Raw genomic sequence first — 23,723 nt, 5'->3', positions numbered from 1 at the left:
CGGATTGGACGTCTCTGGGATTGTGACAAGACGAAGGCGGAAACCCCCTACATCCCTATTCGGATATTTTTACAATTCCGTCATCGTGATCGATTTCCAAGCCGTAGGCGCTCTGCAGCAGGCGGACGAAAGCCTCTACGTTCGTGGCTTCAAAGCTGCCGCCGATGCGGATGGCCGCGGTCTGATGGTCAAGCACTTTCAGCTGGGTCTGGTTATAGCGATTAAACTCGGCGGCGGCGTCCGACAGGGTGATCTGGTCGAACACCAGAAGACCGCGACGCCAAGCCAACTGGTCATCCACGCGCTGGTCCGATGTCCGGCTTTGCAGGACGGAGGCCCCCATGCCGGTCGCGACATCGCCGCGCACCAGCAGGACGGGCTTGGCGGCGGGGCCGCTTTTAGGGCCGCTGAGGCGGACGCGTCCCTCGGCGACGAGCACCTGCACCTTGTCGCCGTCGCGTCGTACGCTGAACCGCGTGCCCAGAACGCGCACGGTCCGATCGCCCATGTGAACAGTGAAGGGGCGTGATGCGTCGTGGGCGACGTCGAAATAGGCCTCGCCCTCGTCCAGCCAGGCTTCGCGGCTGTCCGGCGACATAGAGGCCCGCAGGCGGGTTTCCGTGTTCAACTCGACACGCGACCCGTCAGACAAGGCCACGAGGCGCCGTTCTCCGGTGTCGGTCGCATAATGAGCCGGCCGGGGCCAGAGGAGGGCGGTCGATGTCAGCACCGCCAGGGCCAGGGTAGCCGCCAGACCCACGGCCCAACGGGGCTGACCCCGACGCAACGAAGCGGAGGGCGCGGTTTCGGCCATGGCTTCGACCAGGGTGTCGGGCCCACGCAGAGCGCTCAGGCGTCCAGCCTTCTCCCAGCTGTACTCAAGACGCCAGAAAGCGGTTTTATGTTCGGCGGCGGCGTTCAGCCAGGCGTCGAGTTGAGCCTGCTCCTCGCCTGAAAGCCCGTCGCCCTGGCGCACCAGCCAATAGGCGGCTGTCTCTTCAATTGCGTTGCGGGCGCTCATGATTGAGACTCGCTTTTGGCGGCGGGCGTCTTGGACGGCGATCGTCTGATCCGTCCCTGGCCGCCCATCATGTAGTCGGTGAGCGCCCGCAGACCGTGAACCACCTGCTGCTCGACGGTGCTGACGCTGATGTTGAGATGAGCGGCCACCTCCTTGGTGGAGAGACCTTCGACGCGACGCAAGGTCATCACCTGGCGGCACCGCGTCGGCAGCCGCTCCAGACCCGCCTGGACCCGTCGCAGCTCATCTCGCGCGGTCAATTGTCTGTCGAGGTCGGCCGAGGCCGCCTCGGGGAAGGACGCCTCAAGGTCGGCCACCAGATCAAAGGACACGATCTTGGCGCGCTTGGCGGTATTGATGAGATGGTTCCGGGCCGTGGTGAACAGGAAGGCGCGGGCGTTCAGCGGCAGCTGTCGCTGCGCCGCTGTGTAGACCTTGGCGTAGATGTCCTGCCTCAAGTCGGCCACGTCATTCTCGTTGCGCCAGTTGCGACGGATATAGCGAGTCAGGGCGGCTTCGAGAGGAAACACCTCCCTGAAGAACCACGCTTTCAACTCCCCGTCCTCAACCATGCACGTTCCATTCCGCTACGCCGGGCTGCACCCAGGGCGATTCATCAGACACTTCAGTTCCATAATCCCCCTACATGACAGGCCCCGAAAACGAGAAGAAATCCGAGAGGCAGTCGGACAGGAAGTCCGCTTTGCACATCTAGGCCAATGTCAGCTCATGGCGCTCAGGAGCCATTAGAGCTTCGCTTTATCTAGAGAGCAAATGCGGCTCAGATCGGCATGTGCCCTTGGCTGCGCACATTGCGCCGTTCTTAGGTGGTCCCGTGCGATTTTGAGCCGATTTTAGCTGGTCTGGCTAAATGGTCGAATGTTTCCAGACCAATGAGAGTCGCCATAAAATGCGCCGCTCCTAACTGGTCCTGACAGCCGCGTCTCAAACTTGCCGGAAAGAGCCGGATTGGTTAAACTGCGAGGCAGCGGACCGGGCCCCTCTGACGTCTGATGGCAGGCGTGATGTCGGACCGCATCGAGCGAGCTCGGTGCGCGACGGCCTCTTACGGTCGATCCTCTTTTCAAGCGCACGCCGTGGTCGCTCCCTAGAAAAGGGGAGTCCAATGGACCTGATGACTTTCTTCCTGGTCGAATGGCTGGGCAAGCCGGCCTGGATGTGGCTGGCCTTCATGAGCGTCGTCGTGGCGCTCCTGGTGCTGGACCTGGGCGTCCTGCACAAGGATCAGCATGAGATCGGCGTGCGCGAGAGCCTGCTTTTGTCCGGCATGTATATCGCCGTCGCTCTATTGTTCGGGGGCTGGGTCTGGTGGGAGCTCGGCAGCCAGTCCGGCATCGAGTACCTGACCGGCTTCGCGATCGAGAAGTCGCTGGCGATGGACAATGTCTTCGTCATCGCCATGATCTTCGGCTACTTCGCCATTCCGCGCGCGCTTCAGCACCGCGTGCTGTTCTGGGGCATCCTCGGCGTGATCGTGCTCAGGGCCATCATGATTGGCGCGGGGGCGGCCCTGGTCAGTCAGTACGGCTGGGTGCTCTACATCTTCGCCGCCTTCCTGATATTCACCGGGATCAAGATGTTCTTCGCCGGCGATGGTCACGCCGACGTGGGCGCCAATCCGCTGGTGAAGTGGATGCGGGGACATCTTCGCATCACCGACCATCTGCACGGGCAGAAGTTCTTTGTGCGGGCGCCGCACGCGAAGACGGGCCGCATGACGCTATGGGCCACGCCGTTGTTCCTGGCGCTGGTGATGATTGAGATCGCAGACGTGATCTTCGCGGTGGACTCGGTGCCGGCGATCTTCGCCATCACGACCGATCCCTACATCGTCTACACCTCGAACATCTTCGCCATTCTGGGACTGCGAGCACTCTATTTCGCGCTGGCGGCCATCATCCATCGCTTCGCCTACTTGAAGCAGGCGCTGGCTGTGCTGCTGGTATTCATCGGCGGCAAGATCTTCGTGGCCGACCTGCTGGGCTGGGAGAAGTTCCCCGCCGAATGGTCGCTGGCGATCACGGCCCTCATCTTGGCGGCGGGGGTGATTTGGTCGCTTTGGAAGACGCGCGGTCAGTCCGCCAAGGCGCCGCCCTTTTGACTGACGAAGGGCCCGCTTCGGAGAGGCGGGCCCTGATCCTCACACCCCGCCTTCCCTTCCCCGCGAAACGGCGGCTAAGCTGGCGGCCAGTAGGGGGAAGTTTCCATGTCACGTCGTCGTATCGCCGCGCGTCCGTTGCTGGCGCTCAGTTTGGTTCTGGCCGCCGCGGCCTCGCCGGCCCTGGCTCAGCAGAGCCCGCCGACGCAGGAGGCGGTTTTGGGCCATGCGCCAGGCACGCGCATCACCCGGCCCGCCGAGGTGCGCCGCTATTTCGAGGCCCTGCGCGCCGCCGCTCCCGACCGCATGGTCATGGGCGACTACGGCGCCACCTGGGAAGGCCGCCCCCTGTTCTGGGCCGCCGTCGGCTCGCCCGCCAACATCGCCCGGCTGGATGCGATCAAGGCCGCGACGCGGGCGCTGGGCGATCCGCGCCGCACCTCGCCGGATCAGGCCCGCGCCCTGATCGCTGACACCCCGGTCATCGTCTGGATGGCCTATTCGGTGCACGGCAACGAGATCAGCCCCGCCGACGCCGCCATGGCCGCCGCGCGCCGCCTGATGGACGCCGCCGACACCGAAGCCCAGGGCTGGATGCAGAACGCCGTGGTCGTCTTCGTCCCGACCCAGAACCCGGACGGGCGCGACCGCTTCATCACCACCTTCGAGGCGGGCCTGGGCGCCCAGCCCAACCCCGATCCCCTGTCGGCGGAACGCTCAGAGCCCTGGCCCTCGGGCCGCTATAACCACAACCTGTTCGACCTGAACCGCGACTGGTTCATCCAGTCCCAGCCGGAAACCCAGGGCCACGCCGCCCTGATCCGCGACTGGCGGCCCCAGGTGCTGGTCGATTCCCATGAGATGGGCACGGACTCGAGCTTCTTCTTCCCGCCCGAGGCCAATCCGCTGAACCCCTGGATCTATCCGCAGATCCTCGACGCCCGCGAACGCTTCGGCCGCAACAACGGGGCGCGCTTCGATCAGGCCGGTCTGGCCTATTTCACGCGTGAGACCTACGACGCCTTCTATCCCGGCTATGGCGACGGCTGGCCCGCCTATTTCGGCGCCGTCTCCATGACCTATGAGCAGGGTTCGTCGCGCGGCCTGATGGCGCGCAGGCGCACCGGCGAGGTCATCACCTACGCCGACACGGTCAAGGGCCACCTGACCGCCAGCCTGTCGACCATCGAGACCGCCGCCCGAGACCGCGAGAAGCTGCTGAACGACTTCTACGCCTTCCACCGGGACGGGGTGGCGGGACGCGGCGCCTATGTCCTCTCGCGGTCCGCCGCCGTCGATCCGGCCGCCGCCGACAAGCTGGCCGGCCTGCTGGTGCGCTCCGGGCTAGAGGTCGGGCGCGCCACGGCCTCCTTCTCGGCCTGTGGTCAGAATTATCGCGCCGGCGACTATGTGGTGAACCTGTCCCAGCCCCAGCGCCGTATGGCCGAGGTCCTGCTGGCCAAGGAGGTGCCGCTGGACCCGAAGTTCGTGGCGGAACAGGAAGCCCGCCGCGCGCGGGGTCTGGGCGACGAAATCTATGACCTGACCGGCTGGTCCATGCCCCTGTTGTTCAACGTGCCCAGCCAGAAGTGCGCGGGCGCGCCGTCGGTCCAGACCACGGCGGTCGGCCCCGAACTGATCCGCCCTGTCGCCATCGCCGGGTCGGACGCGACCTATGGCTATGCGATCAACCCCGGCACGGCGGGGATGCGCTTCCTGACCGCCGCCCTGAAGGAGAAGCTGCCGGTCCGGTCGATCGAGGAGGCCTTCACCCTGGACGGCAAGGCCTATGGGGGCGGCGCCTTCATCGTGCCGCGCAGCGGCAGCCCCGCCGACCTTGACGACCGGGTGCGCCGCATCGCCGCCGACAGCGGGGCCGAGATTACGGCCCTGGCGACGTCATGGGTGTCCAGCGGCCCCAACGTCGGCTCGGACTACGCCTTCACCATCAAGGCCCCGCGCGTCGCCATGGCCTGGGACGACCCCACCGACGCCGAGTCCGCCGGGTCGATCCGCCATGTGCTGGAACGCGAATACGGTTGGCCGGTCACGGCGGTCCGCACCCGCCGCCTCGGCAGCGCCGACCTGTCGCACTTTGAGGTGCTGATCCTGCCCTCGGGCGGCAATTATAAGAAGATACTGGGCGCAGACGGCGTGGCCAGCTTGCGCGCCTGGGTCGAGGGCGGCGGCGTCCTGATCGGCGTCGGCTCGGCCAGCCGTCTGCTGACGGACCCCGACGCCAAGCTGCTCGACAGCCGCCGCGAGACCGCCGTGGCCCCCGAGGGCGACAAGAAGGACGCGGGCGAAGGCGCCACCGTTCCCGGCGTCGAAATCCCGTCCGAGGCCGACTATCTGGACCGCACCAACCACCACGGCTCGCCCGACTCCGTGGCCGGGGTTCTGGCCCACGCCGTCGTGGATCAGGAGCACTGGCTGGGCGCCGGCGTTGCGCGCGACCTCAGCGTCATGGTGCGCGGCGCGGACATCTATGCGCCCCTGACCCGTGGCCAGGGGACCAATGTGGTGCGTCTGGCCGGGCCGGATCAGGTCCTGGCCTCGGGTCAGCTCTGGGCCGAGAACCGGCGTCAGCTGGCCTACAAGCCGGTGGCCATGGCCACGGAAATGGGCCGCGGACAGGTCGTGGCCTTCACCCAGGATGTGACCATGCGCGCCTTCCTCGAAGGCCTGAAGCCCCTCTTCCTCAACGCCGTCTTCCGCGGCCCCGCCCACACCTCGGGCGGCAACGACGAGGACTGATCCAGACATCGCCCTTAGCCCTCAGCCAAGGAAACAAGGAAACAAGGAAAGGGAATATCTATGACGCCAAACCCGCACGCGCCGCGTCCGCCCGGCGAACCTGGGCGGTGGACCATGCTGCAACAACGCATTGATCGCAGTTTCTGGCAATGGGACCGCGACCTTGAGGCTGGCGCCGACGTCCTGACCCGTTTCGTCATCCTGCGACCGCCCGAGCGCCTCGACTACGACACCTTCGACGAGGCCGAGGCCATGTTTGAGGCGATGGACGAGGGCTAGACGCCCCGCAAGACAGCCCTCGCGAGAAAGGGCTCGGCGCTCAGTCGGCCTCGACGGCCTCGCCGCCCTGCACCATCCGCGTCACGGCCATGTCGGCGGTGACATTGCCCAGGGTGCGGAAGATGTCGGGAATGACCTCGACCGCCAGCAGCAGGGGCAGCATCTCCAGCGGCACGCCCATGGCGATGCAGATGGGGGCGATGGAGGCGAAGAAGCTGGCCTGACCGGGCAGGCCCACGGTGCCGATCGAGATCAACACCGCCGTCAGCATGGCGGCGAACAGCTGACCCGCCGAGGGCTCGATGCCGAACAGGTGGGCGCAGTAGATGGCCACGCCCAGGTTGGCGACCGGGCTGGTGATGCGGAAGACCGCCACCGCCAACGGCAGGACCAGGCCCGCCGTCGCCCGCCTGACCCCCAGCATGTCCACGGAGCGCTCGACCATGACCGGCAGGCTGGCCAGCGACGACTGGGTCGAGAAGGCCACCACCTGGGCCGGGGCCGCGGCGCGCGCGAACCGGCCCAGGCTGACCCGGCCGAAGATCACCGCCAGCGGATAGAAGATCAGGCCGATGCCGATGCAGGCGATGGAGATCAGGGCCACATAGTGCAGCAGCACGCCCGCCGCGCTGGCCCCCGCCATCAGCCCCACCCCGATCGACAGGGCGAAGACGCCCAGCGGCGCCGCCAGCAGCACCCAACGGACGATGGTGATCATGGTCTCGCCGACCGCCTCGAAGAAGGTGATCAGCGGCACGCGCAAACGGTCGGGCAGACTCGAGGCCGCGAAGCCGAAGAAGACGGCGAAGACCACCATGCCCAGGATGGCGTCCTCGGCCGCCGCGCGGATCGGGTTGGCGGGGGCGATGGTTTTCAGGAACTCGCTGAAGGGCGCCCCGGCGCTCAACCCTTCCGCGCCCTCGGGCTTGATGGCCAGCAGCAGGCGCGCGCCTTCGGGATCGATGGGCCACAGGGCGTGCAGGCCGTAGGCTGCGCCCACGGCATAGACGGTGGCGAAGACGATCAGCCCGCCGAACCAGGCCACCGCCCGCATCGCCAGCCGCCCGGTCCGCGCCGCGTCGGCGATTGAGGCGATGCCCGTCACCAGAAGGCTGAACACCAGGGGGATGATGGTCATGCGCAGGGCGTTGAGCCACAGCTGGCCCAGGGCCTGGATAAAGTCCGCCGTGACGTGGCCGCCCGGCAGGCCCCACGTCTGCGCCGCCGCCCCGACGACCAGACCCAGCACAAGCGACAGCAGCACCAGGGTGCTGAGAGAGGTCAGGAAGGAACGCGCCGTTTTCATAACGGCGACGCTATCAGCGCCCGTGGAACACGCCAGAGGAAATCGGCGACGCCCGGTTCGCCGTCCAGCAAAAAGGCGGGCCGGATCGCTCCGGCCCGCCCCTTCATGTCGGTCCGCCCGAAGGCGGGTCGATCAGTATTTGACGCGCAGGGTCGCCCCGTAGGTGCGCGGCTGGCCCATGAAGGCGTTGTAGGTCTGGGTGTCCAGCGCCGGGTTGAAGAAGGTCCCGTTCGGCTGAACCGTGTTCTGGAAGGCGGAACCTTGCAGCGGGGCGTTGATGGCCACCTGCTTGTATTCCTCGTCCGTCAGGTTCTGAGCCCAGATGTCCAGAGCCCAGCGGTCGTCGTCCGAACCCAGGGTGATGCGGCCGTTCACCAGGGTGAAGGCGTCCTGCATCTTGTAGGGCAGGAGGTCGGAGCCGGTGTTGTATTCGGTCGAATACTTGGCCGACAGGTTGAAGCCGACCTTCAAGCCCGCGCCGATCGAGCGGTCGAAGGCGACCGAACCCGTGGCCGACCATTCCGGCGCGAACGAGGCCCGCGCCCCCGGCAGCAGCGACAGCTGACGGAAGTTGCTCGGATTGGTCAGATCGGCGGCGGTGAAGTCGCCGTACTTGGTGTCGGTGTAGGTCAGGCCGGTGGTGAGCGACAGGCCTTCGACCGGGGTGAACCAGACGAAGTCGGCGTCGAAGCCCTGCGATTTCAGCTCAGGGATGGATTCGACCACGAAGGCCGTGCCCAGGAAGGTGTTGAGCTGGAAGTCCTCGAAGGTCTGATGGAAGTAGGTCAGGTTCAACAGGACCGTGCGGTCGAACAGGGTGTTCTTCAGACCCAGCTCATAGCTGTCGACGGTTTCCGACGGGAACAGGAGCGAAGCGTTCGGGGTGATCGGCAGCGGGTTGGTCGCCGTCGCCCCTTGGACACGGTCCAGGTTGTAACCAAACGACTTGTAGCCGCGGGCGTAGGAGCCGTAGGCCATGACCGAGTCGTTGAGACGATAGGCGGCCTTGATCGTGCCGCTCAGTTCGCCGTCGTCGGTCTCTTCCGAGATGCGGCGGTTGTCGAACAGGGGGTTGGCCCAGGGCAGGCAGATGTTGCCGGCGACGCCGCCCGCGCTGGCCGCCGCAGCCGCCGGCGACAGACCGGCGCCGATGAAGGCATTGGTCAGGTTGGTGACATTCCCCAGAACACCGCCGCAGGCCGCGCCGTTCGTGCCCAGATTGTCCTGCACCGCCAGCAGACGCTTCTTGTCCTGCGTATAGCGCAGGCCGAGGGTGACATCGAACTTGTCGGTGACGTGCCAGGTGTTGTTGGTGAACAGGGCCAGTGATTCCGAACGCTGGCTGTAGTGGTCCTGCACCCCATGACCGACGCCGAAGCCCGGTCCCGAAGGCGCCAGAGGTCCCGAGGTCGACGTGCCGCCGTTCAGCAGGCAACCGGCCAGGAACTGTGCCGTAGTGCCGGGCCGCGTCAGGCAGCCGATGATGGCGCCGCTTTGCGGAATGGCGCCGCCGGTGCCGGCGTTCAGCTGCGACGAGATCAGCAGGGACAGGAAGGGCGTGTAGCCGGCGCCGTACCAGTAGCTGTCGTCACGGCTGATGTTCTCACGCGTCGCGAAGACGCCGACCAGCCAGTCCAGCTTGTCGGTCGACCCGGCCAGGCGGAACTCCTGGGTCAGGTTGTTCAGCTCGAAGCCGTAACCGCCGTCATCGACACGATACAGCAGGTCCGCCGTCGTATAGTCGAGGTCCATGGCGTTGATCCCCTCCCAGTTCCGCCAGGAGCTGACCGAGGTCAGGGTGGCGTTCCACGAGGGGATGTCGATGTTGGCCTCGGCCGAGAAGCCCATGTCTTCCATGGTCTGGGCCGTGCTGCGGTTGGCGTAGGCCGTGCGCGAGAAGGGCAGAGCCCCGAAGCCGGGCGCGGGGGGCGTCTGCTGGCCGCCGACGGCGGTGACGGCGCCATAGGTCGGGCCGGTGCGGATCTGGGTCGAGACGCAGCAGTATTCGTCGCGCTTGGAATAGTCGGCGATCAGGCGGATCGACACCTCGTCCGAAGGCAGGATCAGCAGCTGGCCGCGCGCGGTCCAGAAGTTCTGGTTCTGATCGTCTTTTTCGGCGCGCGGACCGGCGCCGGTGACGACGTCGTAGAAGCCGTCACGCTCGCGCTTGGCCACATACAGGCGACCGGCGATCTGGTCGGTGATCGGGCCCGTGACCGAGCCGGCGACGCCCCAGGCGTTGAAGTTGCCGTAGGTGGCCTCGGCGTTGAAGCCGGGGGTGAAGGACGGGGCCTCGGAGATGATGTTGATGACGCCGGCCGAGGTGTTCTTGCCGAACAGGGTGCCCTGCGGCCCCTTCAGCACCTCGATGCGGCTCAGTTCGCCCAGGTCGCCGAAGCCGACGCCGTTGCGCGAGCGATAGACGCCGTCGATGACCACGCCGACCGAGCTTTCCAGACCGGGGTTGTCGCCGACCGTGCCGACGCCGCGGATACGGGCGGTGGTTGAGGCCTCCGACTGGGTCGAGGTGACGGTCATGCCCGGCGTCAGGATCTGCAGATCCTTGATGTCGCGCACCCCGGCGCCGTTCAGCGCTTCCTGCGACAGGGTCGTGACCACGATCGGCACGTCCTGCAGGTTCTGTTCACGCTTCTGGGCGGTGACGATGATGTCGTCGATCGTGGTCGGCCCGTCCTGGGCCGCGGCGGCCCCGGCGAAGCCAAAGGCGACGGCGCCGACAACGGCGACGGACGCTGTGCAGCGAAGGATAGTGTTGAAACGCATAATGGCGGCTCCCCGGCTCTGTGGCCCGGTCGCCCGCGGCGACCGTGGCGATTCCTGTCCCTGTCGATCCACGCTCATTGAACGTCGTGAATTCGCATTCCCTAGGCGTAAGCCAGGGTCAGCACAGCGACAAGCAGGCGTGAGACGCCGGAACGGCGATTTCGTCCAACATCGCTCTATATGTGGCAGGAAAGCGACAAAAAACGGTTCCGCTAGGTCAATATTACCAGCGTTTACTGAGATAACCTGGCGGAAGCGGCGTCTTCTCTTTGCTGCTGACGCCGCGCCGCCAGGTTCAGAATCACCGCCGCGGCCAGGGCCGAAAGCACCGAACCGCCGATCACGCCCAGCTTGACCTCGATCTGCTCGGGCGAATCCACCGCGCCGGGGAAGGCCAGAACGCCGATGAAAAGACTCATGGTGAAGCCGATGCCGCACAGCAGGCTGACGCCGTAGAGCTGCAGCCAGCTGGAACCCGAGGGCTTGTCGCCGAGACCCAGCTTGGCGGCCAGCCAGGCGGCGCCGAAGACCCCGACCTGCTTGCCGACGAACAGGCCTAGGGCGATGGCGATCACCAGGGGGGCGAAGGCCTGCTCCAGCGACAGGCCGGCGAAGGACACGCCCGCCTTGGCGAAGGCGAACAGGGGCAGGACGAGGAAGGCCACGTAGGGGTGCAGGTCGTGCATCGCCTCCTTCAGCGGGCTCTGCGACGTCTCGCGGCGCGGCTCGACCGGCACGATCATGGCGAAGGCGACCGCCGTCAGCGAGGTCGACAGGCCCGACATCACCGTCAGATACCAGACCGCGCCGAAGCCCAACACCCAGAAGGGGCCGGCCAGACGACGGCGGCCCAGCAGGGCGAAGGCGGCCAGCAGACCGGCCACGCCCAGCAGCGGCAGCCACTGCACTCCCTGGCTGAACAGGACGGCGATCAGGGCGATGGCCCCCAGGTCGTCGACGATGGCCAGGGTCAGCAGGAAGACCCGCAGCGACGACGGCAGCTTCTTGCCCACCACCGCGAAGACGGCCAGGGCGAAGGCGATGTCGGTGGCCAGGGGAATGGGCCAGCCCTGCGACGGCCCGCCCAGCAGACCCGCGACCGCCAGATAGACCAGGCCGGGAACCGCCATGCCGCCCACGGCGGCGATGATCGGCAGGGCCAGCTTCTTGGGATTGCTCAGTTCGCCCTTGAGGATCTCGTATTTGATCTCCAGCCCGACCACGAGGAAGAAGACCGCCATCAGGCCTTCCTTGATCCAGTTGGAGGTCGTCTCCTCCAGCCGCAGCGGGCCGACCTGGAGCACGTGGACGCTCTTCAGCCAGGCGAAGTAGTCGCCGGCCCAGGGCGAGTTGGCGACAATGAGGGCCGCGACGGCGGCGACGCCCAGGGCGGCGCCCGAGCCGGCCTCGGTCTTGAGGAATTCGAGGGTGGATTTTCTCGCCACGGCGGTCTCCGAAATCAAAAGGACTGTCGTGGCGTCAGGTTATCGACGGACGCCTGACCGGATTCGCTCCGACGGAGCGCCAGCCTGGCCCTGATGCGCCCATGGCGACGCAGGACCTGATCTCTGCGCGTGAAAATACTCAAGCCGCCCCGAGGTTCAACCCCGCCTTCGCGGTTGCGAAACTCCAGGCGAACGCGCATCTGCCGCTTCATGCCCGTCTCCCCCGCCTATCGCCCCGATCCACGCTTCTTCGATCTCGGCCCCGAGTTCGGCGATCCGGTGCAGGCGGCGGACTTTCCCCAGACCCTCCTGCGCGTCCGCAATGACCGCGCGGCGGCGACCGTCGGGCTGGAGACGCTGAGCGACGACGAGTGGCTAAGCCACCTTGGCCGCTTCCAGCCCCTGCCCGGCCAGCCCGGCCCGATCGCCATGCGCTATCACGGCCACCAGTTCCGCGCCTACAACCCCGACATCGGCGACGGACGTGGATTTCTGGCGGCGCAACTGCGGGAGGGAGCCGGCGCTCAAGCCGCGAGCGAACGCGCGGCGAGCGATAACGCCCCTCCCCCTCGCCTTCTTGACCTCGGCACCAAAGGCTCCGGCCAGACGCCTTGGTCACGCCACGCCGACGGGCGCCTGACGCTGAAGGGCGGGGTGCGCGAGGTGCTGGCCGCCGCCATGCTGGAAAGCCTGGGCGTGCCGACCTGCCGCATCCTGTCCCTGGTCGAGACCGGCGAGGCGCTGACGCGTGGCGACGAGCCCTCGCCCACCCGTTCCGCCGTCATGGTGCGGCTGTCGCACAGCCACGTGCGCTTCGGGACCTTCCAGCGCGCCGCCTATCATGGCCGCAAGGATCAGATCGAAGTCCTGCTGGAGCACGCTCGCAGCCTGTATCATCCGTCCGTCGCGCCGGGCGACGCGCCCGGCTTCCTCGCCGCCGTGGTCGAAGCCTCGGCGCGACTGACGGCCAAATGGATTTCCGCCGGCTTCGTCCACGGGGTTCTGAACACCGACAATCTGAACGTGACCGGCGAGAGCTTCGACTACGGTCCGTGGCGCTTCCTGCCCCACTATGATCCGGCCTTCACCGCCGCCTATTTCGACAGTCAGGGCCTCTACGCCTTCGCGCGTCAGCCCGAGGCCGTGTTCTGGAACCTGACCCAGTTGGCCGGCTGCCTGAAGCTGATCGCCGAGCATCAGGTCGCGGCCCTGACCGAGGCGCTGAACGGCTTCGGCCCCGCCTATATCCGCCACCTGCGCGCCGCCTTCCTGAACCGGCTGGGCGTCCAGAGCCTGGGCGAAGCCGCCGACCAGCGGCTGCTGGACGCGACCCTGGCCCTGTTGCGCGACAAGGGCGAGGCCCTGCGCTGGGAACCGCTCTTCTTCGACTGGTTCGGCGGCTTCAGTTCCTCGGCCCGCGCCCTGGGCGGGGTGCGCGGCAAGACCTATCAAGGCGAGGCCTTCGACGCCTTCCGCTTCGCCCTTCTGGAGCATGAGCCGGACCGGCCCGAGCGGCTGGAGCATCCGATGTTCGCCCGGCCCGAGCCCGAGGAAATGCTGATCGAAGAGGTCGAGGCCCTGTGGTCGGCCATCGCACAGGGCGACGACTGGGCGCCCTTGCACGCCAAGCTGGCCCGCCTCGCCTCCGCGCGCGGCGCCTGGGCGCTTTAAAAACCCGGATTCAGCCCCCAAGCTGAGCGGTATTTGCTACACATTCAGCTCATGTCATCAACTGATGTCATCAGGCGTTGACAGCTCGTTTTGCGCGGCCTAATGCCGTTTGACGATCAGCGTCGGGTTACGAGGAATTGTGGTTTCAGCCACGCCGTCGCCGCAGGTCGCGCCTACCCCGGTTCACAGATTGTTACACTTCCTTGACGATCACGCCCCGCAATCTGATCTAGCGACTGTTACCAATTAAACCCCAACGGTTTCGGCCATGACCTCGACGACCTTGACGCCCCATTCCCGCGCAAAATCCGACTATCTGAACCTGACGCTGTGGACCTTCCAGGGCTGGATCGCGATGTTCTTCATCGCCGCCGGCTACGCCAAGCTGACGGAGTCGATGGAGAACCTAACCGTGCTGATGCACTGGCCCGCCCTGGCCAGCGTCAGCTTCGTCCGCGGCCTGGGCGTGGTCGAGATCGTGCTGGCGGTCATGATGCTGGCGCCCTTGATCTCCTGGCGCTTCGGCCGGCCCCTACTGCTGACGTCGAGCGTCGGCCTGCTGGCCCTGCAGAGCATCATGCTGATCCTGCACGCCATGGAGATGAACCTCGGCCTGGCCCTGACCAACCTCTTCCTGATCGCCATCACGGCGCCGGTGCTCTGGTTCCGCCGCCACTGATCGCCTGACACAGGTTTCCTCCCCGGATCGGCCGCGGCGGGCGCAAGCTCTCCGCGGCCGATTTGCGTTTAAGCCTCCCGCTGTTCACAACTTGTCGAGGGATGCGCCGAGAAGCTTCCCTTTACGTCCGCGTCAAGTTATGGATGACGCATGGCGACCGCTGACGATCACCGCACCTATTCCATCCGGCACCTGTGCCGCGAGTTCGGGGCGACCGCGCGCGCCCTGCGCTTCTATGAGGACAAGGGCCTGCTGACCCCGGCCCGCAAGGGCCAGACGCGGGTCTATGACAGCCGCGACCGCGCCCGACTGAAGCTGATCCTGAGGGGCCGCCGCATCGGGTTCACCTTGCAGGAGATCCAGGAGATGCTGGATCTGTATGACCGCAAGGATCACAACGTCCATCAGATGGCCGTGGCCCTGCGCCGTCACCGCGCCCAGGTCGAGGCGCTGAAACAACAACTCGAAGACATCGAGGGCGCCATCCAGACGGCCGAGGAGGCCTGCGCCTGGATGGAGTCCAAGCTGGGCGAACACCGCCCCGACCTTTTGCCGGGGGCGGACGAATACGCCAACCTGCTGAGCGAACGGCTCAACCCCGACACCCACTTCCAGCCCTTCAAAGCGAGAGCCTGAACATGGCCTACAAGGCGCCTGTCCGCGACCTGTCCTTCGTCCTGCACGACGTGCTGGAGGTCGAACGCTACGCCAACCACTTCGCCGACGCCGACCTGTCGCGCGACCTGATCGACCAGATCGTCGCTGAAGGCGGCAAGTTCGCCGAGGAGGTCATCGCCCCGATCAACCGTCCGGGCGATCAGGAAGGCTGCCACATCGAAGGCGACGTCGTGACGACGCCCAAGGGCTGGAAGGAAGCCTATCATCAGATGGTCGAGGCCGGCTGGACCAGCCTGTCCTTCGGCACGGAATACGGCGGTCAGGGCCTGCCCGCGATCGTGTCCATGGCCGTGGGCCAGTTCACGGCGGCGGCCTCGGCGGCGTTTTCCATGTATCCGGGCCTGACAGCGGGCGCCTATCACGGCATCGAAGCCTCGGCCTCGGACGAGCTGAAGCAGATCTACCTGCCCAGGATGGCGACCGGCGAATGGACCGGCACCATGAACCTGACCGAGCCGCAGTGCGGCACCGATCTGGGCATGGTCCGCACCAAGGCCGTGCCCAACGGCGACGGCTCCTACTCGATTACCGGGCAGAAGATCTGGATCTCGGCCGGCGAGCACGACTTCGCCGACAACATCATCCACACCGTCCTGGCCCGCGTCGAAGGCGCGGTTCCGGGCATCAAGGGCCTGTCGCTCTTCGTGGTGCCGAAGTTCCTGGTGAACGAAGACGGCTCCGTCGGCGAACGCAACGGCGTCCAGTGCGCCGGCCTGGAACACAAGATGGGCATCCACGGCAACGCCACCTGCGTCATGGCCTATGAGAACGCCAAGGGCTGGCTGATCGGCGAAGAAGGCCGGGGCATGAACAACATGTTCGTGGTCATGAACGAGGCCCGCCTCGGCACCGGCCTGCAAGGCCTGGCCATCGGCGACGCCGCCTATCAGGCCGCCGTCGAGTTCGCCAACGACCGCCTGCAAGGCCGCGCCCTGACCGGCGCCAAGAACCCGGACGGCCCCGCCGACCCCATCATGGTCCACCCCGACGTGCGCCGGATGCTGATGGAGTCCAAGGCCTTCGTCGAAGGCGGCCGCGCCTTCATCCTGTGGACCGCCCTGCAGGCCGACCTGCAGAAGTCCTCGGACGAGGCCACGGCGACCAAGGCCAAGGACTACATGGGCCTGATCACGCCCGTTCTGAAAGCCTATCTGACCGACAAGGGCTTCCATGTCGCCAGCTTGGCCATGCAGGTCCACGGCGGCTCGGGCTACACCGAGCACTTCCCCGCCTCGCAGTATCTGCGCGATGCGCGGATCACCATGATCTACGAGGGCACCAACGGCATCCAGGCCCTGGACCTGGTGGGCCGCAAGCTGCCGTCCAACGGCGGCCGCGCCATCATGAGCTGGTTCGCCGACATCGACGCCTTCGTGGCCGAGAATGGCGAAGACGAGGCCATCAAGCCCTTCGTCGACGGCCTGGCCGACACCAAGAAGAAGCTGCAGGACGGCACCATGTGGCTGATGCAGAACGGCATGGCCAACCCGGACAACGCCGGCGCCGCCTCGACCGACTATCTGCACATCTTCGGCCTGACGGCGCTCGCCTATATGTGGGCGCAGATGGCCAAGTCGGCCCAGGCGAAAATCGCCGCCGGCGACGCCGATCCCTACTATGCTGCCAAGCTGCAGACCGGCCGCTACTTCGTCGAGCGCATCCTGCCCGACGCCGCCGCCCATCTGGTGAAGATGAAGACGGGCGCCGAGCTGCTGATGCAGATGCCCGCCGAGGCCTTCTGATCTTGTCTTTCCTCCCTGTTCGCTTTGCGAATGGGGAGGTGGCGCGGCGCGCAGCGCCGTGACGGAGGGGGCGACGCCGACGTTCAAGATCGGCGCGCTCCAACACTTTGCGGCGGAGTAGCCCCCTCCACCGCTTCGCGGTCCCCCTCCCCATCAGGGATGGGGAGGAGAGGAAAACCATGAACGTGCTCAACACGCCCGAACCCGACTTCATGCAGGACGAAGACATCGTCCTCTTCTCCGACAGCGTCGGAAAATGGGTCGACGACCACGCCCCGCCCGAGAAGTTCCAGCAGTGGATCGCCAACTCCAGCGTGCCGCGCCAGCTTTGGAACGACGCCGGGGACGCCGGCCTGCTGGGCCTGTCCATGCCCGAGGAAGACGGCGGCTTCGGCGGCGACTATCGCCACGAGGTCGTGCTGATGCGCCAGCTGGGCTGGAAGGGCGCGGACCACTTCGGCGTCTCGCTGCACAACGCCATCGTCATGCCCTACATCTGGCACTACGGCACGGCCGAGCAGAAGGCGCGCTGGCTGCCGCGTCTGGCCTCGGGCGAACTGGTCGGCGCCATCGCCATGACCGAGCCGGGCGCCGGCTCCGACCTTCAGGGCATCAAGACCACCGCCATCAAGTCGGGCGACCACTACGTCCTGAACGGCTCCAAGACCTTCATCACCAACGGCCAGCTGGCCAACTTCATCATCGTCGTCGCCAAGACCGACCCGGCCGAGGGCGCCAAGGGCACCAGCCTGATCGTGGTCGAAACCGACGGGGCCGAAGGCTTCGAGCGCGGCCGCAACCTGCACAAGATCGGCATGGAGGCCAACGACACCTCCGAGCTCTTCTTCAACGATGTGAAGATCCCGCTGGACAACATCATCGGCGGCGGCGAGGGCCGGGGCTTCGTCCAGCTGATGCAGCAACTGCCGCAGGAACGCCTGAACATCGCCGTCCAGGGCGTGGCCGCCGCCGAGCGCGGCCTTGAGGCGACGCTGGACTACGTCAAGCAGCGCAAGGCCTTCGGCAAGCGGGTGATCGACTTCCAGAACACCCAGTTCAAGCTGGCCGAGGTCAAGACCAAGCTGACCGTGGCCAAGGTCTTCGTCGACCACTGCATCGGTCTGCACCTCAAGGGCCAGCTGGACGCCGCCACCGCCTCCATGGCCAAATACTGGGTGACAGACATCCAGGGTGAAACCATCGACGAGATGCTGCAGCTCTTCGGCGGCTACGGCTACATGAACGAGTACCCGATCGCCCAGCTCTACAAGGACGCCCGCGTCCAGCGCATCTACGGCGGCACCAACGAGATCATGAAGCTGCTGATCGCGCGCACGCTGTGACCTCTTGCGACAATGTACGGAAATCCGTACATTGTCGCCATGAACGCCATGTCCGTCACCGAGCTCCGCAAGAACCTGGCCGCGACCATCGACCGGGTGACGGCGGATCATGACTACACCATCATCACTCGCGAAGGCGGCAAGCCGGCGGCCGTGCTGATGTCGCTTGAGGATTTCGCCTCCTGGCAGGAGACGGAATACCTGCTGCGCAGCCCGGCCAATGCGGAACGCCTGCGCAAAGCCGTCGCCGAACTGGACGCCGGGCACGGCCAGGTTCGCGATCTGAGCGAATGAAGCTGACGTTTCATGAGGAGGCCTGGGAGGATTACCTCTACTGGCAATCTTCGGATCGGAAACAGCTCAAGAAGATCAACGCCCTGCTTCGCGAATGCCTGCGCACTCCCTTCGCGGGCACAGGAAAGCCCGAACCGCTGAAGGGCGAATTTGCAGGGTGGTGGTCCCGCCGCATCGACCAGGAACATCGGCTGGTCTATCGCGCGACAGAAGACAGTCTGCTGATCGCCCAGTGCCGGTATCATTACAGTCGGTGATCATGACCTTGGTCGAGGCAAGGCCGGGCGGTAAGGAAGCCGCATGATCGTCCGCTCCCGCCCCGGCCCGCTGCAAATCCTGTTCGCCGTCAACGGGTCGATCCTGCCGCGCGTGGTCGGGCGTCTGGCCCTGACGGTCGCCATCACAGTGGCGGCGGTGCTGCTGCATCGGACGCGCCCTGACCTGCCTGTGCATCTGGCGGCGGCGCCCTTCGCCCTGATCGGGCTGGCGCTGTCCATCTTCATGAGCTTCCGCAACAACGCCTGCTACGACCGCTGGTGGGAGGCGCGAAAGCTGTGGGGCGAGTTGATCATCGCCGTCCGCTCCTTCATTCGCCAAACGGTTCTGCTGCCCGAGGACCGCCGCACGCCCATGCTGAACGGGGTCGGCGGCTTCGTCTTCGGCCTGGCCGCCCGGCTGCGGGGTCGCGACGAGGCGGGCGAAATCGCGCGCTGGACGCCGGTCGAGCCCGCGCCCCATGCTGTCGACGCCGCCCTGACCTCCGTGGGTCGCCAGTGCGCCGAACTGCTGCGCGACGGCCTGATCGACCCGATCCGCTACTCGGTGCTGGAAGCCCGCCTGACCGAGATGAGCCATGTCTTGGCCGGGTGCGAGCGGATCAAGACCACGCCCCTGCCCTTCGCCTACGCCCTGCTGCTGCACCGGACGGCCCATGCCTTTTGCCTGATGCTGCCCTTTGCCCTGGCCCCAGCCCTGGGGTGGTGGACCTTGGCGGTGTCCCTGCTGGTCGCCTACACCTTCTTCGGTCTGGATGCCCTGGGCGACGAACTGGAAGATCCCTTCGGGGACGATCCCAACGACCTGCCGCTGGACGCCATGAGCCGGATGCTGGAACGCGAACTGCGCCACGCCCAGGGCTGGACCGACCTGCCCCCCGTCTGGCCCGCCCAGCGCGACCGGCTGACATAGCTCAATGCGTGACGCGCGCCCGCGCGCCCGCTAGATCCCTGCCATGATACGTCTTCACGTCGCCTCCGACCTCGCCCCCGACCTCGCTGTCGCTCCGACCCTCGACCAGTCGCGCTACCTGACCCAGGTGATGCGGCTGAAGGCGGGCGATGACCTGCTGGCCTTCAACGGCCGCCACGGCGAATGGCGCGTCAGCGTCGCCGAGGTGCTGAAGAAGGGCGTCGTCCTGCGCGCCGGGGAACAGGTGCGCGAACAGACCCACGGCCCCGATCTGGAGCTGATCGTCGCCGTGGTGAAGAAGGCCCGCGTCGAAACCATCGTCGAAAAGGCGACCGAACTGGGGGCCGCGCGCGTGCGTCTGGCCCTGACTCACCGCACCAACGCCGATCGCCTTCGCCTCGACCGGCTGGACGCCATCGCCGAGGAGGCCGCCGAGCAGACCGGGCGTCTGGACGTGCCCCTGGTCGATGATCCGGTGAAGCTGGAGACGCTGCTGGACGGTTGGGACGCCTCACGCCGCCTGATGTTCTGCGACGAAACCGGCGGGGCGCCCGCCGTCTCGGCCCTGACCTCGGCGGGCGGCGATAAATGGGCGATTCTGATCGGCCCCGAGGGCGGTTTTTCGCCCGAAGAAGGCGCCCGGCTGCGGGCCCTGCCCTTCACCACCGCCGTCTCTCTGGGCCCGCGCATCCTGCGCGCCGACACCGCCGCCATCGCCGCCCTGACCCTGTGGCAGGCGGCCATCGGCGACTGGGACCGATAGAAGTTTATCGCCTCCCCTCTTGAGCGGGGCCGTATCCTCGCCCATCTAGCCGCGACAGCAGGGGTTACAGATGACCGACACGGCGCCGCTTTCCAGAGACGACCTGATCCACGCCATGTCGAAGGGCGAGAAGCCCAAGGATCAGTGGCGCATCGGCGCCGAGCACGAGAAGTTCGGCTTCGACAAGTCCACCCTGCGCCGCCCCGCCTATGAGGGCGACAACGGCATCCTGGCCATGCTGACGGGCCTTCAGCGCTTCGGCTGGTCGCCGGTGGAAGAGGCCGGCTATGTCATCGCCCTGGAGCGCAAGAACGCCGAGGGCTTCACCGCCTCGATCAGCCTGGAGCCGGGCGGCCAGTTCGAACTGTCGGGCGCGCCGCTGAAGGACATCCACGACATCTGCAACGAGACCGGCCAACACCTGATGGAGGTCAAGCAGGTCGCGGACCAGTTGAACCTCGGCTTCCTCGGCGCCGGTTTCGACCCCCTGTGGCGGCGCGAGGACGTGCCGGTCATGCCCAAGGGCCGTTACGGCATCATGCGCGCCTACATGCCCAAGAAGGGGTCGCTGGGCCTCGACATGATGCTGCGCACCTGCACCATCCAGGCCAACCTCGACTTCGATTCCGAAGCCGACATGATCATGAAGTTCCGCACCTCGCTGGCGCTTCAGCCCATCGCCACGGCCCTGTTCGCCTGTTCGCCCTTCACCGAGGGCAAGCCCAACGGCTTCCTGTCGGCGCGCGCCAATGTCTGGACCGACACCGATCCCGACCGCACCGGCATGCTGGACTTCGTCTTCGCCGACGGCTTCGGCTACGAGCGCTACGCCGACTACGCCCTGGACACCCCCATGTATTTCGCCAAGCGCGGCGAGACCTATGTCGACCTGTCGGGCCAGTCGTTCCGCACGTTCATGACCGAGGGTCTGGACGCCCTGCCCGGCGAGCGCGCCACGGCCAAGGACTGGGCCGACCACCTGACCACCCTCTTCCCAGAAGTGCGCCTGAAACAGTATCTGGAGATGCGCGGCGCCGACGGCGGGCCGTGGAGCCGCATCTGCGCCCTGCCCGCCCTGTGGGCCGGCGTCCTTTACGACGCGCCGTCGCTGGCTGCGGCCTGGGACCTGTGCAAGGATTGGGACATCGCCGACCACGAGCGCCTGCGCCGCGACGTGACCCGCCTGGGCCTCAAGGCCGAGGTGGCGGGGCGCAGCGTCCGCGACATCGCCGTCGACCTTGTGAACATCGCCAAGCAGGGCCTGAAGAACCGCGCTCGGTTCAGCGGCGGCATGGTCGACGAGCGCGGCTATCTGTCGGAACTGGAAGACATCGCCGACAGCGGCGTGACCCCCGCCGACCGCCTGCTGGAGCTGTACCACGGCGACTGGCAGGGCGACGTCAGCCGCATCTACCGCGACTTCGCCTACTAGGGTTTTCACGGGCCGCCCCGGCAAGGCGGACGCAAAGGCGGCCTTAACCGTCTGGGTTTAAGCATGGCGTCCAGTTCTCGAGGATTCCCCATGACCACCGTCGCGTTCGCCGCCGCATCCTCGACAGGACAGCCGCAGCCGCAGCGCGACCCGGCGGCCGATCTGGCGACCTTCTTCGACGTCTCGCTGGACCTGCTGGTCATCCGCGATCTGGAAGGCGTCATCGTCCGGGTCAGCGCCTCCTGGGCCTCGACCCTGGGCTACAAGCCGGATGAGCTGGTCGGCCGGGCCATCCTCAGCCTGGTCCACCCCGACGACCTGCCCGCCACCCTGGACAGCGCGATCGAGGTCGAAAACCGCCGTCCCGACGCCCCGGTCCGGGGTCACGTCAACCGCTATCGTCACCGCGACGGCCACTACGTCACCCTGGAATGGCGGGCTCAGAAGTTCGGCGACCGCATCTACGCCGTGGCCCGCGACGTCACCGCCAAGATCGCCGCCGAACAGGCCCTGATCGAGGCCAAGGCCGCCGCCGAAACCGCCAACCGCGCCAAGTCCGACTTCCTCGCCAACATGAGCCATGAAATCCGCACCCCGCTGAACGGCGTCATCGGCATCATCGACGCCCTGGCCCGCACCCCTCTGGCCCCCGAGCAGGCGGAGATGGTGGGGCTGATCGCCACCTCGGGCGTCACGCTGGAACGGCTGGTCTCGGACATGCTGGACGTGTCGCGCATCGAGGCCGGCAAGCTGGAGCTGGAACTGCGGCCCTTTGATCTGGATGAGGCCCTGACCGCCCCCCTGGACACCCAGCGCCTGCGGGCCGAGGACAAGGGGTTGGCTTTCCATGTCGAGCGGGCGCCCAATGCGCGCGGCGTCTTCATCGGGGACAGCGTCCGCATCAGCCAGATCCTGGGCAACCTGCTGTCGAACGCCGTCAAGTTCACCGCCGAGGGATCGGTCATCGTCCGCTTCGCCCTGACCGAGGACGACGGGGCCCCCACCCTGCTGAGCTTCGAAGTGGAGGACACCGGCGTCGGTTTCGACGCCGAGCATGACGCCCAGCTGTTCCAGCGCTTCAGCCAGGCCGACGCCTCGATCACCCGGCGCTTCGGCGGCACGGGCCTGGGCCTGTCGATCTGCCGCTCGCTGACCGAGATGATGGGCGGACGCATCACCGGCGCCTCGACGCCGGGCGTGGGAAGCCGTTTCCGCGTCGAACTGCCCCTGCCCCGCGCCCAGAGCCTGCGGGACTATGACGCCCGCGACGTGGCCGCCCTCGCCGCCGGGCCGCAGCCGTCGCGCCTGTTGCGCGTGCTTCTGGCCGAGGACCACCCGGTCAACCAGCGCGTCGTCCAGTTGATCCTGGCCGGCCATGTGCAGGAGATCGTCACCGTCGATGACGGCGCCCAGGCCGTCGCCGCCTTTGAGGCCGGAACCTTCGACGTGGTGCTGATGGATATGCAGATGCCCTGCATGGACGGCCTGACCGCCACGCGGGCCATTCGTGCGCTGGAGGCCGCCCGACCGGGCGTGCCACGCACCCCGATCCTGATGCTGAGCGCCAACGCCATGGCCGAGCATCGCGACGCCGCCCGCGACGCCGGCGCCGACCTGCACCTGGCCAAGCCCGTCACCGCCCGCGACCTGCTGACCACCCTGGCCATGCTGACGCCGAGCTGAGCCGCGCTAGCTGAGCCAGCCCGTCACCATGACCCGCAGCGGATTGGCCGGGTCGGACAAGAGGCGCGCGGTGATGGCCAGGGAGATGATCACCAGCAGGGGTCGGATCAGGCGCGGCCCGAACCGCATGGCGGCGTGCGAGCCCATCCGCCCGCCGACGAACTGGCCCACGGCCATGATCCCGGCCAGGGTCCAGACCACGTGTCCACCGACCGCCAGCACCACGATGCCGACCACATTGCTCATCAGGTTCAGCGCCTTGGTGTGGGCCGTGGCCCGCGTCAGCCCCATGCCCAGCAGCATGACCAGGCTGAGCGCAAAGAACGACCCCGTCCCCGGCCCGAAGAAGCCGTCGTAGAAGCCGATCCCGCCCGCCACAAAGGCATAGGCCAGCGGCGTCAGCCGGGCATGGGCGTCCTCGTCCGAGGCCTTGGGACCGAACAGGAAATACAGAGCGATGCCGATCAGCAGCACCGGCAGCAGAATCATCAGCCAGCGCGAGTCCACCAGGGTCACGGCGAAGGCCCCCAGCCCCGCCC

At 66.8% G+C, this 23,723-nt stretch carries 20 protein-coding genes; 14 read left to right on the top strand and 6 right to left on the bottom strand.

The window, feature by feature from the left end:
* Positions 1-55: 55 nt before the first annotated feature.
* Complete coding sequence (locus HX774_RS14640) at positions 56-1,021, bottom strand: FecR family protein (RefSeq protein WP_178827917.1); 966 nt, start codon at positions 1,019-1,021, stop codon at positions 56-58.
* The gene (locus HX774_RS14635) at positions 1,018-1,575 is read right to left on the bottom strand and encodes an RNA polymerase sigma factor (RefSeq protein ID WP_255500471.1); all 558 of its coding nucleotides are present in this window, start codon (positions 1,573-1,575) and stop codon (positions 1,018-1,020) included. Before HX774_RS14635 ends, HX774_RS14640 begins: the two co-directional genes overlap by 4 nt.
* Positions 1,576-2,147: 572 nt before the next feature.
* Here HX774_RS14635 and HX774_RS14630 point away from each other — a divergent pair.
* The 3 genes from HX774_RS14630 (at position 2,148) to HX774_RS14620 (ending at position 6,176) form a co-directional block, all read left to right on the top strand.
* On the top strand, positions 2,148-3,143 hold the full coding sequence (locus HX774_RS14630) for a TerC family protein (RefSeq protein WP_178827913.1): 996 nt from the start codon (positions 2,148-2,150) through the stop codon (positions 3,141-3,143).
* 105 nt (positions 3,144-3,248) lie between these two features.
* Complete coding sequence (locus tag HX774_RS14625; protein WP_178827911.1) at positions 3,249-5,897, top strand: M14 family metallopeptidase; 2,649 nt, start codon at positions 3,249-3,251, stop codon at positions 5,895-5,897.
* Between the two features lie 114 nt (positions 5,898-6,011).
* Positions 6,012-6,176 (top strand): hypothetical protein, encoded by a 165-nt coding sequence (locus HX774_RS14620; protein ID WP_178827909.1) that lies wholly within the window; start codon positions 6,012-6,014, stop codon positions 6,174-6,176.
* A 40-nt stretch (positions 6,177-6,216) separates the two neighbouring features.
* Here the strand turns inward: HX774_RS14620 and HX774_RS14615 are convergent, their stop codons facing one another.
* From HX774_RS14615 to nhaA, 3 genes are all read right to left on the bottom strand, one after another.
* The gene (locus HX774_RS14615) at positions 6,217-7,482 is read right to left on the bottom strand and encodes a dicarboxylate/amino acid:cation symporter (RefSeq protein ID WP_178827907.1); all 1,266 of its coding nucleotides are present in this window, start codon (positions 7,480-7,482) and stop codon (positions 6,217-6,219) included.
* Positions 7,483-7,614: 132 nt separating this feature from the next.
* Complete coding sequence (locus HX774_RS14610) at positions 7,615-10,266, bottom strand: TonB-dependent receptor (protein WP_178827905.1); 2,652 nt, start codon at positions 10,264-10,266, stop codon at positions 7,615-7,617.
* 233 nt (positions 10,267-10,499) lie between these two features.
* Complete coding sequence (nhaA, locus tag HX774_RS14605; RefSeq protein ID WP_178827903.1) at positions 10,500-11,711, bottom strand: Na+/H+ antiporter NhaA; 1,212 nt, start codon at positions 11,709-11,711, stop codon at positions 10,500-10,502.
* A 210-nt stretch (positions 11,712-11,921) separates the two neighbouring features.
* Here nhaA and HX774_RS14600 point away from each other — a divergent pair, with 210 nt between their 5' ends.
* The 11 genes from HX774_RS14600 (at position 11,922) to HX774_RS14550 (ending at position 23,184) form a co-directional block, all read left to right on the top strand.
* Positions 11,922-13,382: a protein adenylyltransferase SelO family protein gene (locus HX774_RS14600; protein ID WP_178827901.1), complete on the top strand. Its 1,461-nt coding sequence runs from the start codon at positions 11,922-11,924 to the stop codon at positions 13,380-13,382.
* Positions 13,383-13,650: 268 nt separating this feature from the next.
* Positions 13,651-14,061 (top strand): DoxX family protein, encoded by a 411-nt coding sequence (locus HX774_RS14595; RefSeq protein ID WP_178827884.1) that lies wholly within the window; start codon positions 13,651-13,653, stop codon positions 14,059-14,061.
* A gap of 150 nt (positions 14,062-14,211) precedes the next feature.
* The gene (locus HX774_RS14590) at positions 14,212-14,697 is read left to right on the top strand and encodes a MerR family DNA-binding transcriptional regulator (RefSeq protein ID WP_114815827.1); all 486 of its coding nucleotides are present in this window, start codon (positions 14,212-14,214) and stop codon (positions 14,695-14,697) included.
* A gap of 2 nt (positions 14,698-14,699) precedes the next feature.
* Entirely contained in the window at positions 14,700-16,481 is a 1,782-nt protein-coding gene (locus tag HX774_RS14585; protein WP_178827882.1) for an acyl-CoA dehydrogenase C-terminal domain-containing protein, read from the top strand.
* A 179-nt stretch (positions 16,482-16,660) separates the two neighbouring features.
* Positions 16,661-17,824: an acyl-CoA dehydrogenase family protein gene (locus HX774_RS14580; protein ID WP_178827880.1), complete on the top strand. Its 1,164-nt coding sequence runs from the start codon at positions 16,661-16,663 to the stop codon at positions 17,822-17,824.
* Positions 17,825-17,872: 48 nt separating this feature from the next.
* A complete protein-coding gene (locus tag HX774_RS14575) occupies positions 17,873-18,118 on the top strand; it encodes a type II toxin-antitoxin system Phd/YefM family antitoxin (protein WP_255500470.1) in 246 nt (81 codons plus the stop codon).
* Positions 18,115-18,375 (top strand): Txe/YoeB family addiction module toxin, encoded by a 261-nt coding sequence (locus tag HX774_RS14570; RefSeq protein WP_178827876.1) that lies wholly within the window; start codon positions 18,115-18,117, stop codon positions 18,373-18,375. Before HX774_RS14575 ends, HX774_RS14570 begins: the two co-directional genes overlap by 4 nt.
* Positions 18,376-18,418: 43 nt before the next feature.
* The gene (locus HX774_RS14565) at positions 18,419-19,306 is read left to right on the top strand and encodes a bestrophin family protein (RefSeq protein WP_178827874.1); all 888 of its coding nucleotides are present in this window, start codon (positions 18,419-18,421) and stop codon (positions 19,304-19,306) included.
* A gap of 43 nt (positions 19,307-19,349) precedes the next feature.
* Positions 19,350-20,069 (top strand): 16S rRNA (uracil(1498)-N(3))-methyltransferase, encoded by a 720-nt coding sequence (locus HX774_RS14560; RefSeq protein WP_178827872.1) that lies wholly within the window; start codon positions 19,350-19,352, stop codon positions 20,067-20,069.
* 70 nt (positions 20,070-20,139) lie between these two features.
* Positions 20,140-21,501, top strand: a complete 1,362-nt coding sequence (locus HX774_RS14555) for a glutamate--cysteine ligase (RefSeq protein WP_178827870.1) — start codon at positions 20,140-20,142, stop codon at positions 21,499-21,501.
* Positions 21,502-21,591: 90 nt separating this feature from the next.
* Positions 21,592-23,184 carry an ATP-binding protein gene (locus HX774_RS14550; protein ID WP_178827868.1) on the top strand — a complete coding sequence of 531 codons (1,593 nt, stop codon included), beginning with the start codon at positions 21,592-21,594 and terminating at the stop codon, positions 23,182-23,184.
* A 6-nt stretch (positions 23,185-23,190) separates the two neighbouring features.
* Here the strand turns inward: HX774_RS14550 and HX774_RS14545 are convergent.
* The coding region (locus HX774_RS14545) for a TSUP family transporter (protein WP_178827866.1) at positions 23,191-23,723 on the bottom strand (533 nt) is incomplete at its 5' end.

Origin of the sequence: Brevundimonas sp. P7753 (genome assembly GCF_013386595.1) — a bacterium.
Classification (GTDB): Bacteria; Pseudomonadota; Alphaproteobacteria; order Caulobacterales; family Caulobacteraceae; genus Brevundimonas; species Brevundimonas bullata.
Note: the sequence above shows the minus strand (reverse complement) of the source record. Positions and strands in the feature narration are given on the sequence as shown.